This is a genomic window from Microbacterium sp. NPDC003461, assembly GCF_053588335.1.
The window spans coordinates 46,772-61,194 of record NZ_JBSFPT010000018.1 but is presented as its reverse complement, the minus strand read 5'-3'; the positions used below and the strand labels follow the sequence as shown (position 1 = coordinate 61,194).

The following is a 14,423-nucleotide window of genomic DNA, read 5'->3' as shown; positions in this document are numbered from 1 at the left end:
CCCGCTGTGCGGGTGCCGCTCGCGTGCTCGCGCCGTCGCGTCCCGCGCCGGCGAGGCGGCGCTGCGCGCCGCGGGGCGGCCGCATTGGCGGCCGCACGCTCGCGCTTCGCGCTCACACAGTGATCGGTTGTGCTGTGGCTTGCTGACCGGTTGCACCCCTCGGTTGCTGAACGGAGCGGCGGAGCCGCGGAGATGAAGCGACCACCGCAACCGCGTCGGCGCGCGGCACGCAATCCGGGTGGGAAGCGCGACACGCCCCGGTCCAATCCGAACGCGATCCGCTGGCCCGCTTACCTTCGGAGAAGGGAAATACATACCGGGCAATTCTTTAACGTTCAGGTTGAACGTGAAGGTTGACCGCTCGGGATGAGAGCCAGGGTTCGCACAATCGGAGGCCGGCATGAGCCAGAACCAGAACTACCTCGCCGTGATCAAGGTCGTCGGCGTCGGCGGCGGTGGCGTCAACGCCGTCAACCGCATGATCGAGCTGGGCCTGCGCGGGGTCGAGTTCATCGCCGTCAACACCGACGCGCAGGCGCTCCTCATGAGCGACGCCGACGTCAAGCTCGACGTGGGCCGCGAGCTCACGCGCGGTCTCGGCGCGGGCGCCGACCCGGAGGTGGGCCGCCGCGCCGCGGAGGACCACGCCGAGGAGATCGAGCAGGCGCTCGCGGGCGCGGACATGGTCTTCGTCACGGCGGGCGAGGGCGGCGGCACCGGCACGGGCGGTGCGCCCGTGGTGGCGCGGATCGCCAAGTCCATCGGCGCACTCACCATCGGCGTCGTCACCAAGCCCTTCTCCTTCGAGGGCCGCCGCCGTCAGCAGCAGGCCGAGACGGGCGTGGCCGCGCTGAAGGAGGAGGTCGACACGCTCATCGTCGTGCCGAACGACCGCCTCCTCGAGATCAGCGACCGCGGCATCTCGATGGTCGAGGCGTTCGCCACGGCCGACCAGGTGCTCCTGGCCGGTGTGCAGGGCATCACCGACCTCATCACCACCCCCGGCCTCATCAACCTCGACTTCGCCGACGTCAAGAGCGTCATGCAGGGGGCCGGGTCCGCGCTCATGGGAATCGGCTCGGCTCGCGGGGCGGATCGCGCCATCAAGGCCGCCGAGCTGGCGGTCGAGTCGCCGCTGCTCGAGGCCTCGATCGAGGGCGCGCACGGCGTGCTGCTGTCGATCCAGGGCGGATCGAACCTCGGCATCTTCGAGATCAACGACGCGGCACAGCTCGTCAAGGAGGCCGCGCACCCCGAGGCCAACATCATCTTCGGCACCGTCATCGACGACACCCTCGGCGACGAGGTGCGCGTCACGGTCATCGCGGCCGGCTTCGACGGCGGCGAGCCGCAGACGCGCCTCGACGTGCCGTCGCTCGCGGCGCGCCCCGCCGCTCCCGCCGTCCCGGCCGCGGCGGCGGCCGCCGAGCCGACCGAGCGCGCCGAGGGCTCGGCGCCCAAGGAGGAGCGCGAGAGCGTCTCCGTCGCGGCGGCGCCCGTGGTGCCCGACGCGAGCGGCTTCGACTCGGCGTTCGACGAGGACCTCGACATCCCCGACTTCCTGAAGTGACCGTGCCGGATCTCGCCGCCCGCCTCGCAGACGTCGACGAGCGCATCGCCGACGCCGCGAGGGCGGCCGGGAGGGATCCGGACGAGCTGACGCGCATCGTCGTCACCAAGTTCCATCCGGCCGCCCTCGTGCGCGAGCTGCATGCGCTCGGCGTGCGCGACGTGGGGGAGAACCGGCAGCAGGAGCTGACGGGCAAGACCGAGGAGTGCGCGGACCTCGCGGATCTCCGCTGGCACTTCATCGGCCAGGCGCAGACGAAGAAGGCGAAGGCCATCCGCCGTGCCGCCTCGGTCGTCCACTCGGTGGACCGCGAGAGGCTGGCGGATGCGCTCGAGGCGGCGGGCGAGGGGATGCCCACCCTCGACGTGCTGCTGCAGATCAACCTCACCGACGATCCCGGCAGGGGCGGCGTGGCGCCCGAGGGCGTCGAACCGCTCGCCGAGCACATCCTGGGGCTGTCCACGCTGCGTCTGCGCGGCGTCATGGCGGTCGCGCCGCTCGACGAGAACCCGGCCGCGGCGTTCGCGCGGCTGGCCGAACACGCCGAGCGCGTGCGCCGGCTCGCGCCGGAGGCCACGTGGCTCTCGGCGGGGATGACGGTGGATTTCGCGGAGGCGATCGCGGTGGGCGCGACACACCTGCGCATCGGGACGGCAATCACGGGGGCGCGGCCCGACCGGGCTTAGCCTCGAAGACAACGAGCACCTTACGGAGGACGCGATGGCGAACCCGCTCAAGAAGACGATGGTCTACCTCGGCCTGGCGGACGAGGAGGAGTACGACGAGGCCGACGAGCCGCAGACGCCCGTGCGCGCCACGCGCGAGGAGCGCCACGCCCGCGACGAGGAGGTGCCCGCGCCCGTGACGCCGATCCGCCGCCCCGCCGTCGTGCGCCAGCCCGCGTCGGCGCCCGTCACCGAGATCGTCACGGTCCACCCCAAGCAGTACCGCGACGCGCAGACGATCGCCGAGCACTTCCGCGACGGCGTGCCCGTGATCATGAACCTCTCGCAGATGAGCGACGCCGACGCGCGCCGCCTCATCGACTTCGCGAGCGGTCTCTCGCTCGGCCTCTACGGCCGCATCGAGCGCGTCACCAGCAAGGTGTTCCTGCTCAGCCCCGAGAATATCGCGGTCTCGGGCGACGGCGCCATCACCGGCGACGACGCGCTCTGAGCGCGGTCGGCCCCGGGCGGGCGCGCCGGGCATCCGGTCGCGCCCGGGATAGGCTCATCTCGTGATCGCGCTCGTCTTCACGCTGCTGAACCTCCTCGTCCTGCTGTACATGCTCGTGCTGTTCGGGCGGCTGATCCTGGACTACATCCCGCTGTTCAACCGCGAGTGGCGTCCGAAGGGCGCCATGCTCGTGATCGCGGAGGCGGTGTACACGGTCACGGACCCCCCGATCCGCTTCCTGCGCCGGTTCATCCCGCCCCTGCGGGTGGGCGGTGTCGCGATCGACTTCGCGTTCGCGATCACGATGTTCCTGTGCATCATCCTGCTCTCCGTCACGAGCGTCCTCGCCGGCGTCTGAACCCGTTCTCGGATTCGCGTCTGGGGTACGGCTCCCGGCGTGGTCCGGTTATGCTTGCTCGAGACTGAAGCCGCGGGCCCGACCCCGCGGCCCTCCGACTGTCTCTGATCGAAAGAGGTCCCTCCCCATGGCACTCACCCCGGATGACGTCGTCACCAAGCAGTTCCAGCACGTCCGGTTCAAGGAGGGGTTCGACCCGGATGAGGTCGACGACTTCCTGGACGAGATCGTCGTCGAGTGGCGCAAGGCGCTCGAGGAGAACGAGCGCCTGAAGGCGCGCGTCGCCGAGCTCGAGTCGGGCGCGACGCCCGCGGCCCCCGCGGCCGAGGCTCCGAAGCCCGTCGAGACGCCGCAGCCGGCCGCGCCCGCCGAGGCGCCGCAGGCGAACGCCGCGACGAGCGCCGTGAGCATCATCGAGCGCGCGCAGCGCCTGCACGACGAGCACGTCGCCGAGGGCAAGGCCGAGGCCGAGAAGCTCGTCGCGGACGCACGCTCGCAGGCCGGCGAGATCATCGCCGACGCCGAGCGCAAGCAGCAGGAGATCCGCGTGCGCCTCGAGAACGAGCGCAAGTCGCTCGAGTCGCGCATCACGGAGCTGCGCGGTTTCGAGCGCGACTACCGCGCCGAGATGCGTTCGTTCTTCGAGACGAAGCTGAAGGACCTCGAGAGCTCGAGCACCGCGTCGTCGTCGACGCCGGTCTCGGCGATCGGTCTCTGAGCCCGGCCCGTTGAGCGGCCGAGCCCCCCTTCGCACGGCGGCGGCCGGCGCCCTCATCGCGATCCTCGCGGTGACGGTGCTGGCCGCCGACCAGTTCTCCAAGCACCTCGTCCTGCAGTCGCTGGAGCCCGGCACCACGGTGCCGGTGGTCGGCGACGCCCTGCAGTTCGTCCTCGTCTTCAACCCCGGCGCCGCGTTCTCGCTGGGTGAGGGCGTCACCTGGATCTTCACGATCGCGATGGCGGTCGTCGCGGCCGCGATCGTCTACGTCGCCGCCACGCGGGTGCGCTCCCGGCTGTGGGCCGTCGTGCTCGGGCTGCTGTTGGGGGGAGTGCTCGGCAACCTCGCCGACCGACTGTTCCGCGATCCCGGCTTCGCCGTCGGGCACGTGGTCGACTTCATCCTCACGCCCTGGATGTGGTTCTGGGCGCCGCACCCGGCGATCTACAACGTCGCCGACATCTTCATCGTCGGCGGCATGGCGGCCGTCGCGCTGCTGCTCGTGATCGGGCTGGAGCTCGACGGCACGCGCGGCGAGAAGGCGGCGGACGGCGGCGGCGCTCCCACGGCCGACGACGGCGGCGACGACGCCGGCGAGGCCGCCGCGCGCCCGGCGGTCGAGACGGTCGAGGGCGACGCGTCGGCCCCCGCCGAGGCCGATCGCGCCGCGACGGATCGGGACGACGCGGTCGACCGGGTTCCGGCGGACGCCGCCGGAGACCGGGACTGATGGAGTCCCGCAGGCTTCCCGTCCCCGACGGGCTGGACGGCACGCGCGTCGACGCGGCCCTGGCCAAGATGCTCGGCTTCTCGCGGACCTTCGCGGCGGAGGTCGTCGAGGCCGGTGGTGTGCAGCTCGACGGCGCGGTCGTCGCGAAGTCGGATCGCGTCACGGCGGGCTCGTGGCTCGACGTCGAGTGGCGGCCGAAGGAGGAGCCGCGCGTCGTCGCGGTCGAGGTGCCCGAGCTCGGGATCGTCCACCAGGACGACGACATCGTCGTGGTCGACAAGCCGGTGGGCGTCGCCGCCCATCCGTCGCTCGGCTGGGAGGGCCCGACCGTGCTCGGCGCGCTCCTGGCGGCCGGCGTGCAGGTCGCCACGAGCGGCGCCGCCGAGCGGCAGGGGATCGTGCATCGCCTCGACGTGGGCACGAGCGGGCTCATGGTGGTCGCCAAGACCGAGCGCGCGTACACGCTGCTCAAGCGCGCCTTCAAGGAGCGCACGGTCGACAAGGTCTACCACGCCGTGGTGCAGGGGCATCCGGATCCGCTGGTCGGCACGATCGACGCGCCGATCGGGCGACACCCCAGCCACTCGTGGAAGTTCGCCGTCACGCCCGACGGCAAGGACTCCGTGACCCACTACGAGACGATCGAGGCCTTCCCGGGCGCCTCGCTGCTCGAGATCCATCTGGAGACGGGCCGCACGCACCAGATCCGCGTGCACATGGCCGCCCACCGGCATCCGTGCGTCGGCGATCCGCTCTACGGCGCAGACCCGACCATGTCGGCGCGCCTGGGACTGACGCGCCAGTGGCTGCACGCCCACCGCCTCGCCTTCGACCACCCCGCCACGGGCGACCGGGTCGAGTTCGCGTCGCCCTACCCGGCCGACCTCCAGCAAGCCCTCGACATCCTCCGCGGCGAGTAGCACCGCGCGCGAGCGTCGGCGGCCCGTTCCGGATGTCGCAGGCGGCGGGCATGATGGCGGCATGGTCATCACGACGCGCCCGGCGACCGACTTCGAGGGCGTCCGCGCGCTGGTGGGGCCCAAGCGCCCCGACGCGAACGTGTGCTGGTGTCTGAGTCACCGGGTTCCGGCGAAGCTCAACCGCGAACTGGTCGGGCCCGCCAGGGGCGAGTTCGTGCGGGCCATGTGCGAGTCGGATCTGCCGCCGGGCGTGCTCGCCTACGACGGCGACGAGCCGGTCGGCTGGGCCGGTGTCGCGCCGCGCGCCGACACCCAGTTCGCCCGCAGCCGCACGATCCCGCACGTCGACGATCTGCCTGTCTGGACCGCGTGGTGCTTCCGCGTGCGCCCCGGGCACCGGCGCAAGGGCGTCGTCGACCGCCTGCTCCGGGGCGCCATCGCCCTCGCCCGCGAGCGCGGCGCCCCCGCGCTGGAGGGCTACCCGGTCGACAACCGCGGCGAGCGGGTGGACCAGACGATGGCGTTCGTGGGCTTCCGCGACATGTTCGAGCGCGCGGGCTTCACGAAGGCCGCCGACACGACCTCGGTCTCGGGCGGCTTCCCCCGCGTCGTCATGCGCCTCGACCTGCGCCGCTGAGCCGCGGTGTCGGAGGTCGAACCTAGACTCGATCCATGGCCTCCGACTCCTTCGTTCACCTGCATGTCCACAGCGAGTACTCGATGCTGGACGGGGCGGCGAAGCTCGGGGCGATGACGCAGGCGGCGGCCGATTACGGGATGCCGGCGGTCGCCGTCACCGACCACGGCAACACGTTCGCGGCGTTCGAGTTCTACCGGGCCGCGCAGTCCGCGGGCGTGAAGCCCATCATCGGCCTCGAGGCGTACGTCACCCCCGGCACGCACCGCACCGACAAGACGCGCGTGGCGTGGGGAAGCCCCGACCAGAAGAGTGACGACGTCTCGGGCAGCGGCGCGTACACCCACATGACGATGTGGGCCGAGAACACCCCCGGCATGCACAACCTGTTCCGGCTGAGCTCGCTGTCGAGCATCGAGGGGTACTACTTCAAGCCGCGCATGGACCGCGAGCTGCTGCAGACCTACGGCAAGGGCCTGATCGCGACGACCGGCTGCCCCTCTGGCGAGGTGCAGACCAAGTTGCGTCTCGGCCAGTACGACGCCGCGCGCCAGGCGGCCGCCGAGTTCCAGGACATCTTCGGCAAGGAGAACTACTTCGCCGAGATCATGGATCACGGCCTCGACATCGAGCGCCGCGTGATGACCGATCTGCTGCGCCTCGCGAAGGACCTGGGCATCCCGCTCGTGGCCACCAACGACTCGCACTACACGCACCAGCACGAGGCCGACGCCCACGCGGCGCTGCTGTGCGTCCAGTCCGGATCGACGCTCGACGACCCGAACCGGTTCAAGTTCGACGGCGACGGCTACTACGTCAAGACGGCCGCCGAGATGCGTCAGCTGTTCCGCGATCACCCGGAGGCGTGCGACAACACGCTGCTCATCGCCGAGCGGTGCGACGTCGAGTTCGACACGAGCGCCAACTACATGCCGAAGTTCCCCGTGCCCGACGGGGAGACCGAGGAGAGCTGGCTCATCAAGGAGGTCGAGAAGGGCCTCCACTACCGCTACCCGAACGGCGTGCCCGACCGCGTGCGGCAGCAGGCGGACTACGAGACCGGGATCATCCTGCAGATGGGCTTCCCCGGCTACTTCCTCGTCGTGGCCGACTTCATCAACTGGGCCAAGGACAACGGCATCCGCGTCGGCCCGGGCCGCGGCTCCGGTGCCGGATCGATGGTCGCGTACGCCATGCGCATCACCGACCTCGACCCGCTCGAGCACGGTCTCATCTTCGAGCGCTTCCTCAACCCGGACCGTGTCTCGATGCCCGACTTCGACGTCGACTTCGACGACCGCCGCCGCGGCGAGGTGATCGACTACGTCACCGAGAAGTACGGCGACGAGCGCGTGGCGCAGATCGTGACGTACGGCACCATCAAGTCGAAGCAGGCGCTCAAGGACGCCGGCCGCGTGCTCGGCTTCCCGTTCAGCATGGGGGAGCGGCTGACGAAGGCGATGCCCCCCGCCGTCATGGGCAAGGACATGCCGCTCGACGGCATGTTCAACCCCGAGCACCCCCGCTACAAGGAGGCCAGCGAGTTCCGCGCGCTCATCGAGAGCGACCCCGAGGCCAAGACGGTCTACGACCGCGCGGTCGGCCTCGAGGGACTGAAGCGGCAGTGGGGCGTGCACGCGGCGGGCGTGATCATGTCGAGCGAGCCGCTCATCGACATCATCCCGATCATGAAGCGGGAGCAGGACGGCCAGATCGTCACGCAGTTCGACTACCCCGCGTGCGAGGCCCTCGGCCTCATCAAGATGGACTTCCTGGGGCTGCGCAACCTCACGATCCTCTCCGACGCGCTCGACAACATCCGGGCCAACCGCGGCGAGGAGGTCGACCTCGAGCACCTCTCGCTCGACGACCGCGAGGCCTACGCGCTGCTGTCGCGCGGCGACACCCTCGGCGTGTTCCAGCTCGACGGCGGGCCGATGCGCTCGCTGCTGCGCCTCATGAAGCCGGACAACTTCGAGGACATCTCGGCCGTCATCGCCCTGTATCGGCCGGGCCCCATGGGTGCCAACTCGCACACGAACTACGCGCTGCGCAAGAACGGGCTCCAGGAGATCACCCCGATCCATCCCGAGCTCGAGGAGCCGCTGCGCGACATCCTCGACACGACCTACGGCCTGATCATCTATCAGGAGCAGGTCATGGCCATCGCGCAGAAGGTGGCGGGGTTCAGCCTCGGACAGGCCGACATCCTGCGCCGCGCGATGGGCAAGAAGAAGAAGTCGGAGCTCGACAAGCAGTACGCGGGCTTCTCGGGCGGCATGAAGGAGCGCGGCTACTCCGAGGGCGCCATCAAGGCGCTGTGGGACATCCTGCTGCCGTTCTCGGACTACGCGTTCAACAAAGCGCACTCCGCCGCATACGGCGTGGTGTCGTACTGGACCGCGTACCTCAAGGCCCACTATCCGGCCGAGTACATGGCCGCGGTGCTCACGAGCGTCGGCGACTCGCGCGACAAGCTCGCGATGTACCTCAACGAGTGCCGCCGCATGGGCATCCGGGTGCTGCAGCCGGATGTGTCGGAGTCGATCGGCTTCTTCTCGGCCGTCGGCGACGACATCCGCTTCGGCCTCGGCGCCATCCGCAACGTCGGATCGAACGTGGTCGACGGCATCGTCGCGGCACGCAAGGACGGGCCGTACACGAGCTTCCACGACTTCCTGAGCCGCGTGCCGATGCACGTGGCCAACAAGCGCACGGTCGAGTCGCTCATCAAGGCGGGCGCCTTCGACTCGATGGGCTCGACGCGGCGCGCCCTGCTGGAGGTCCACGAGCAGGCGGTCGAGGCCTCGGTCGATCGCAAGCGGAACGAGGCGCAGGGGGCGATCGGCTTCGACTTCGACAGCCTGTGGGACGAGCCCGAGACGGCGCAGAAGGTGCCGGAGCGCCCGGAGTTCACGAAGAAGGACAAGCTGGCGTTCGAGCGCGAGATGCTCGGCCTCTACGTCTCGGATCACCCCCTCGCCGGGCTCGAGGTGCCGCTCGCGAAGCACCGCAGCATCACGATCCACGACCTCATCGCCTCGGAGGATCTGCAGGACGGCGACCAGGTGACGGTGGCGGGTCTCGTGACGAGCGCGCAGCATCGCGTGGCCAAGTCGAGCGGCAACCCCTACGGCATGATCACGGTCGAGGACTTCGAGGGCGAGGTCACCGTGATGTTCATGGGCAAGACCTACACCGAGTTCCAGCCGATCCTGCAGCAGGACTCGCTCCTCGTCGTGCGCGGCCGCGTGTCGCGGCGTGACGACGGCCTCAACCTGCACGCGCAGTCGGCCTTCGTCCCCGACGTCGGCGGACTCGAGGCGTCCGGGCCGCTGACGCTGCTGCTGCCGGAGCAGCGCGCCACGGAGCGGCTCGTCCTCGAGCTCTCCGAGGTGCTGCAGCGCCACGCCGGCGACACGGAGGTGCGGCTGAAGATGCACCGCGGCAGCTCGGCCAAGGTGTTCGAGGTGCCGCTGCCGGTGCGGATCACGGCCGACCTGTTCGGCGACCTCAAGTCGCTGCTCGGGCCGCAGTGCCTCGGGTAGTCCTCCCCGTCGACGCGTCGGCGGTGGCGGTTAGGATCGAAGACGGAACGCTCGACGATCAGAGGGAGACCCGTGTCCGAGAACAGTGAGGTCGCCGCAGGCGGCGTGCCCGGCCTGTGGAAGTTCACGCTGCGCGAATGGATCGTCATCGGGACGGGTCTCGTCCTGCTGATCCTGTCGTTCTTCAGCGTCATCGACGGCGACTACGCGCCCATGTGGGGCCAGGGGCTCGTGCAGATCGCGGCGCTGCTGGCGCTGATCGCCGCGACCGCGCTGCTGGTCGTGCGCCGCCTCGCGCCCGGCGTGAAGCTCCGCCTCGGATCGCTCTCGGTGGACCAGTTCGCCTCCGTCGCGTTCGTCTCGTACGCGATCGTCGCGTGGCACTCGCTGCTGTTCATCAGCGTGCTCGGCGCCCAGCTCGGAGAGCTGATGTCGTTCTTCGGGCCGGGCGAGGCCGTGCTGTCGGCCGGCTGGGCCGCCTGGGTCTCGGCGTTCGTCGCGCTCGTCGGCGTGTTCTTCACCGTGCTCGCCCCGCTCGTGCCGCCGTTCCGCGCCGACTTCGACGGTCGCGAGGAGGTGCCCGCCGCGCGCGCCGCGCGTCCCGCGCGCCCCGTCGTGCAGAAGCCGCGCGCGCCCAAGCCGGAGCAGGGGCAGCAGGGCGCGTGGCCCGGCTACGGCGCCCCCGGGCAGCAGCAGGGCGGCTACCCGTACGGGCAGCAGCAGCCCGGCGCCTACCCCTATGGCCAGCAGCCCCACGGCCAGTACCCGCCCCAGGGTCAGCCGTATGCCCCGCAGCCCTATGGCCAGCCGGGCCAGGACCAGCAGTTCGGTCAGCAGCCGTACGGCGCTCCCCAGCCCTATGGCCAGCCCGGCCAGGAGCAGCAGGGCCCGCAGGCCCACGGTCAGCAGTTCGGCCAGCAGCCGTACGGGCAGCCCGGCCAGGGACAGCCCGGGCAGGAGCAGTCCGGCCAGGAGCAGCAGTACGGCCAGCAGCCCTACGGCGCGCCCCAGCCCTACGGCCAGCAGCCGTACCCGCCGCAGCAGGGCACGCCGCCGCAGGCGCACGAGCAGGGTCAGCCCGCGCCGGCCGCGCCGCACGGCGGCAACCCGTACGTCGCCCCGACGGTCTCGCAGCCCGAGATCGACGAGGTGACGGAGGCGCCGGCCGACGCCGATGCCGCTCGTTCCGCGCGCGCTCACGCTGGATCCGACATCGAGGCGAGCCTCGGGCTCGCGCCGGCCGAGGACGAGGCGCCGTCGTACCGCCGCACGAGCGGCGAGCCCGCGAGCGAGCCGGTGGACCCGCTGGACGCCGAGACCGTGATCCGAGGCAACGGCGAGAGCGCTTTCGATGAGACGGCGCAGGCCGTGGCCTCCGTGGCCGCCACCGAGGAGCCCGCGCCGGCCCCGGAGGCGGGCGAGCAGGCGCCGGCCGATGGGCAGGCGCAGGGCAGTCCCGCATCGCTGCCCGTCACGAACAACCAGCCGTTCTGGGCGCTCGCGCCGGTGGAGCGCGACGTCGTGGACGAGAACGGCACGCCGCTGTTCCGCATCGGCCCGACGGCGTGGGCGCTCGTGCTCGAGGAGCGCGGCGACGTCTTCGTGGTGCGCCACGACGACGGACGCGTCGGCTACCTGCTCGACACCAGCGGCGTCACGCGCGGCTGACCCGCGAGGAGCACCACCTGATGCGCACGATCGATCTGCGCGGCCGTCGCCTGAACACGGCCGATCTGCTCGCCGCCGTCCCGCGCGCCACCGCGGCGCGGGCGGCGGCGCTGCAGGCGGCCGCCGAGATCGTCGAGGACGTCCGCGCGCGGGGCGAGCAATCGCTGCGCGAGCAGGCCGAGCGCTTCGACGGCGTGACGGGCCACGCGGTGCGGGTGCCGGCCGAGCACGTCGCCGACGCCGTCGCCGGGCTCGACCCCGAGGTCCACGCCGCGCTGGAGGAGTCGATCCGCCGCGTGCGCGAGGCCTCGGCCGCGCAGATCCCGCCCACGCGCGTCACCGAGCTCGCGCCCGGCGCGCGCGTCACGCAGCGCTGGCAGCCCGTCGGGCGCGTCGGCGTGTACGTGCCGGGCGGCAAGGCCGTGTACCCGTCCAGCGTGGTCATGAACGTCGTGCCCGCGCAGGTCGCGGGCGTGCGCAGCATCGCGCTCGCCTCGCCGCCGCAGGCCGACGCCGAGGGTCGCGTGCACCCGACGATCCTCGCCGCGGCCGGCCTGCTCGGCGTCACCGAGGTCTACGCGATGGGCGGCGCCGGGGCGATCGGCGCGCTCGCGCACGGCGTCGCGACGCTCGGCCTCGAGCCCGTCGACACCGTCACCGGTCCCGGCAACAACTTCGTCGCGGCGGCCAAGCGTGCCGTCGCCGGCGTCGTGGGAGTCGACTCCGAGGCCGGTGCCACCGAGATCCTCATCGTCGCCGACGACACGGCCGACGCGCGCCTGATCGCGTACGACCTCGTGAGCCAGGCCGAGCACGACGAGCAGGCCTCGGCGGTGCTCGTGACCGCGTCCGCGGACCTCGCGCGCGCCGTCGATGCGGCGGTGGAGCAGGTCGCCGCGGCCACCCGGCACCGCGAGCGGGTCGCCGCCGCGCTGGCGGGGGAGCAGTCGGCCATCGTGCTCGTCGACGATGCGGCCGCGGCCGAGGCGTTCAGCAACGCGTACGCGCCGGAGCACCTCGAGCTGCACCTCGCCGACGCCGCCGAGGCGGCGTCGCGCTACACGAGCGCGGGCGCGCTGTTCCTCGGCCCCTATGCGCCGGTGAGCCTCGGCGACTACCTCGCGGGATCGAATCACGTGCTGCCGACGGGCGGCCAGGCCCGCTACGCGGCGGGCCTGGGCGCGCAGACGTTCCTGCGTCCGCAGCAGGTCATCGAGTACGACCGCGATGCCCTCGCCGAGGTGCGCGACCGCATCGTCGCGCTCGCGGCGTCCGAGGCGCTTCCCGGCCACGGCGACGCCGTCGTGGCGCGCTTCGCGTCCGGCGACGTCGCAGGCTCCGCCGCGTAAGCTGGCCCGGCTATGCACTGTCCCTTCTGCCGCCACGCCGACTCCCGCGTCATCGACTCCCGCACGAGCGACGACGGCCTCTCCATCCGCCGTCGGCGCCAGTGCCCGCAGTGCGGCAAGCGCTTCTCGACGATCGAGACCGCGTCGCTCAACGTCATCAAGCGCTCCGGCGCGGTCGAGCCGTTCAGCCGCGACAAGGTGATGGCGGGCGTGCGCAAGGCGTGCCAGGGGCGTCCCGTGACGGACGCCGATCTGGCCGTGCTCGCCCAGAAGGTGGAGGAGGCCGTGCGGCAGACGGGCCTGAGCCAGATCGACGCGAACGAGATCGGCCTGGCCACGCTCGGCCCGCTCCGCGAGCTCGACGAGGTCGCCTACCTGCGGTACGCGAGCGTCTACCAGGCGTTCGAATCGCTCGAGGACTTCGAGGCGGCCATCGCCGACCTGCGCGCCGATCACGCCGGAGTCGGCGCGCACACCGCGGGCGGGGCCGACCAGGGCGCGGGGGCCTGACGCGTGTACCCGCTGCTGTTCCGCGCGTTCCTGTCGCGCCTCGATCCCGAGACGGCCCACCACCTGGCCATGGCCGTGATCCGCGTGCTCGGCTCCCGCCCGATCGCGCCGATCGTGCGCGCCTTCACCCGGCCCGATCCGTCCCTGGCCGTCGACGCGCTCGGCGTGCGGTTCCCGTCGCCGTTCGGCGTCGCCGCCGGGTTCGACAAGAACGCGGTCGGCGTGCGCGGCCTCGATGCCCTCGGCTTCGGACACGTCGAGATCGGCACGGTCACCGCGATCCCTCAGGACGGCAACCCCCGCCCGCGCCTGTTCCGCCTCGTTCCCGACCGCGCGGTCGTGAACCGCATGGGCTTCAACAACCGGGGCGCCCGGGCCGCCGCCCGGCGCCTGGCGCGACTGCGCCGCGGGGGAGCGGTCGTCGGGGCCAACATCGGCAAGAGCCGCGTCGTCGACGTCGAGCACGCCACGGCGGACTACGTCGCCAGCGCGACAATGCTCGCGCCGCTCGCCGACTACCTCGCGGTGAACGTCTCCTCGCCCAACACCCCGGGCCTGCGCGGGCTCCAGGCCGTCGAGACGCTGCGCCCCCTGCTCGAGGCCGTCAAGGCGGCCGCGGGCCGGACCCCGCTGCTCGTCAAGATCGCGCCCGACCTCCCGGACGACGAGGTCACGGCCGTGACCCGACTCGCGGTGGATCTGGGCCTGGCGGGCATCATCGCGACGAACACGACGATCGCGCGCGAGGGACTGCTCACCGACGCGGGCATCGTCGAGGCCGCCGGTGCCGGCGGGCTCTCGGGTGCGCCCCTCAAGGCGCGCGCGCTCGAGGTGCTGCGCCTCATCCGGGCCGCGGCACCCGATCCGGCGTTCTGCGTCGTCTCGGTCGGCGGCATCGAGACCGCCGAGGACGTGCGCGAGCGCCTGGCCGCCGGCGCGACCCTCACGCAGGGCTACACGGCGTTCCTCTACCGCGGCCCGCTCTGGGCCCGCGAGATCAACCGCGCCCTCGCCCGCCCTTAAGTCCGCAAGTCTGTGCCAAGTCCGCGCGTGCGTCCGCCCGGACTCAGCACAGACTTGCGGACATGCACCGAGCCCTGCGACGGCGCCGCGAAGCGGCCCCGGAGCGTGCGGGCGCGAGTGCGCCCGCCGTCAACGCCGGATGGCGCGGAGCGCCCTCCCGAGCCCGCCAGGGCGCGCCGTCAGGCGTGCCCGCAGCGTGCGAGACACGTGACACGG

13 protein-coding genes are annotated in these 14,423 nt (G+C 71.9%); all 13 read left to right on the top strand.

Annotation, left to right across the window (positions count from 1 at the left end; translation table 11 throughout):
* The first annotated feature begins 400 nt into the window (after positions 1–400).
* The 13 genes from ftsZ to ACWDR7_RS08795 all read left to right on the top strand — a co-directional run bounded on the left by ftsZ (position 401) and on the right by ACWDR7_RS08795 (position 14,207).
* The gene (gene ftsZ / locus ACWDR7_RS08855; protein ID WP_449854551.1) at positions 401–1,570 is read left to right on the top strand and encodes a cell division protein FtsZ; all 1,170 of its coding nucleotides are present in this window, start codon (positions 401–403) and stop codon (positions 1,568–1,570) included.
* 2 nt (positions 1,571–1,572) lie between these two features.
* Positions 1,573–2,256 (top strand): YggS family pyridoxal phosphate-dependent enzyme, encoded by a 684-nt coding sequence (locus tag ACWDR7_RS08850; protein ID WP_449854555.1) that lies wholly within the window; start codon positions 1,573–1,575, stop codon positions 2,254–2,256.
* Between the two features lie 34 nt (positions 2,257–2,290).
* Positions 2,291–2,746, top strand: a complete 456-nt coding sequence (locus ACWDR7_RS08845; RefSeq protein WP_449854550.1) for a cell division protein SepF — start codon at positions 2,291–2,293, stop codon at positions 2,744–2,746.
* Between the two features lie 109 nt (positions 2,747–2,855).
* On the top strand, positions 2,856–3,104 hold the full coding sequence (locus ACWDR7_RS08840; RefSeq protein ID WP_449854554.1) for a YggT family protein: 249 nt from the start codon (positions 2,856–2,858) through the stop codon (positions 3,102–3,104).
* A 127-nt stretch (positions 3,105–3,231) separates the two neighbouring features.
* Complete coding sequence (locus ACWDR7_RS08835; protein WP_449854549.1) at positions 3,232–3,822, top strand: DivIVA domain-containing protein; 591 nt, start codon at positions 3,232–3,234, stop codon at positions 3,820–3,822.
* A gap of 10 nt (positions 3,823–3,832) precedes the next feature.
* The gene (lspA, locus tag ACWDR7_RS08830; RefSeq protein WP_449854548.1) at positions 3,833–4,552 is read left to right on the top strand and encodes a signal peptidase II; all 720 of its coding nucleotides are present in this window, start codon (positions 3,833–3,835) and stop codon (positions 4,550–4,552) included.
* Entirely contained in the window at positions 4,552–5,472 is a 921-nt protein-coding gene (locus ACWDR7_RS08825) for an RluA family pseudouridine synthase (RefSeq protein ID WP_449854547.1), read from the top strand. Before lspA ends, ACWDR7_RS08825 begins: the two co-directional genes overlap by 1 nt.
* Before the next feature lie 61 nt (positions 5,473–5,533).
* On the top strand, positions 5,534–6,109 hold the full coding sequence (locus ACWDR7_RS08820) for a GNAT family N-acetyltransferase (RefSeq protein ID WP_449854546.1): 576 nt from the start codon (positions 5,534–5,536) through the stop codon (positions 6,107–6,109).
* A 35-nt stretch (positions 6,110–6,144) separates the two neighbouring features.
* Complete coding sequence (gene dnaE, locus ACWDR7_RS08815; protein WP_449854545.1) at positions 6,145–9,657, top strand: DNA polymerase III subunit alpha; 3,513 nt, start codon at positions 6,145–6,147, stop codon at positions 9,655–9,657.
* A 72-nt stretch (positions 9,658–9,729) separates the two neighbouring features.
* On the top strand, positions 9,730–11,325 hold the full coding sequence (locus ACWDR7_RS08810) for a hypothetical protein (RefSeq protein WP_449854544.1): 1,596 nt from the start codon (positions 9,730–9,732) through the stop codon (positions 11,323–11,325).
* Positions 11,326–11,345: 20 nt separating this feature from the next.
* Positions 11,346–12,674: a histidinol dehydrogenase gene (hisD, locus tag ACWDR7_RS08805; RefSeq protein WP_449854543.1), complete on the top strand. Its 1,329-nt coding sequence runs from the start codon at positions 11,346–11,348 to the stop codon at positions 12,672–12,674.
* A gap of 12 nt (positions 12,675–12,686) precedes the next feature.
* Positions 12,687–13,184, top strand: coding sequence for a transcriptional regulator NrdR (gene nrdR, locus ACWDR7_RS08800; protein WP_449854542.1), 498 nt, complete (start codon positions 12,687–12,689; stop codon positions 13,182–13,184).
* A gap of 3 nt (positions 13,185–13,187) precedes the next feature.
* Positions 13,188–14,207 (top strand): quinone-dependent dihydroorotate dehydrogenase, encoded by a 1,020-nt coding sequence (locus tag ACWDR7_RS08795; protein WP_449854541.1) that lies wholly within the window; start codon positions 13,188–13,190, stop codon positions 14,205–14,207.
* Positions 14,208–14,423 lie beyond the last annotated feature (216 nt).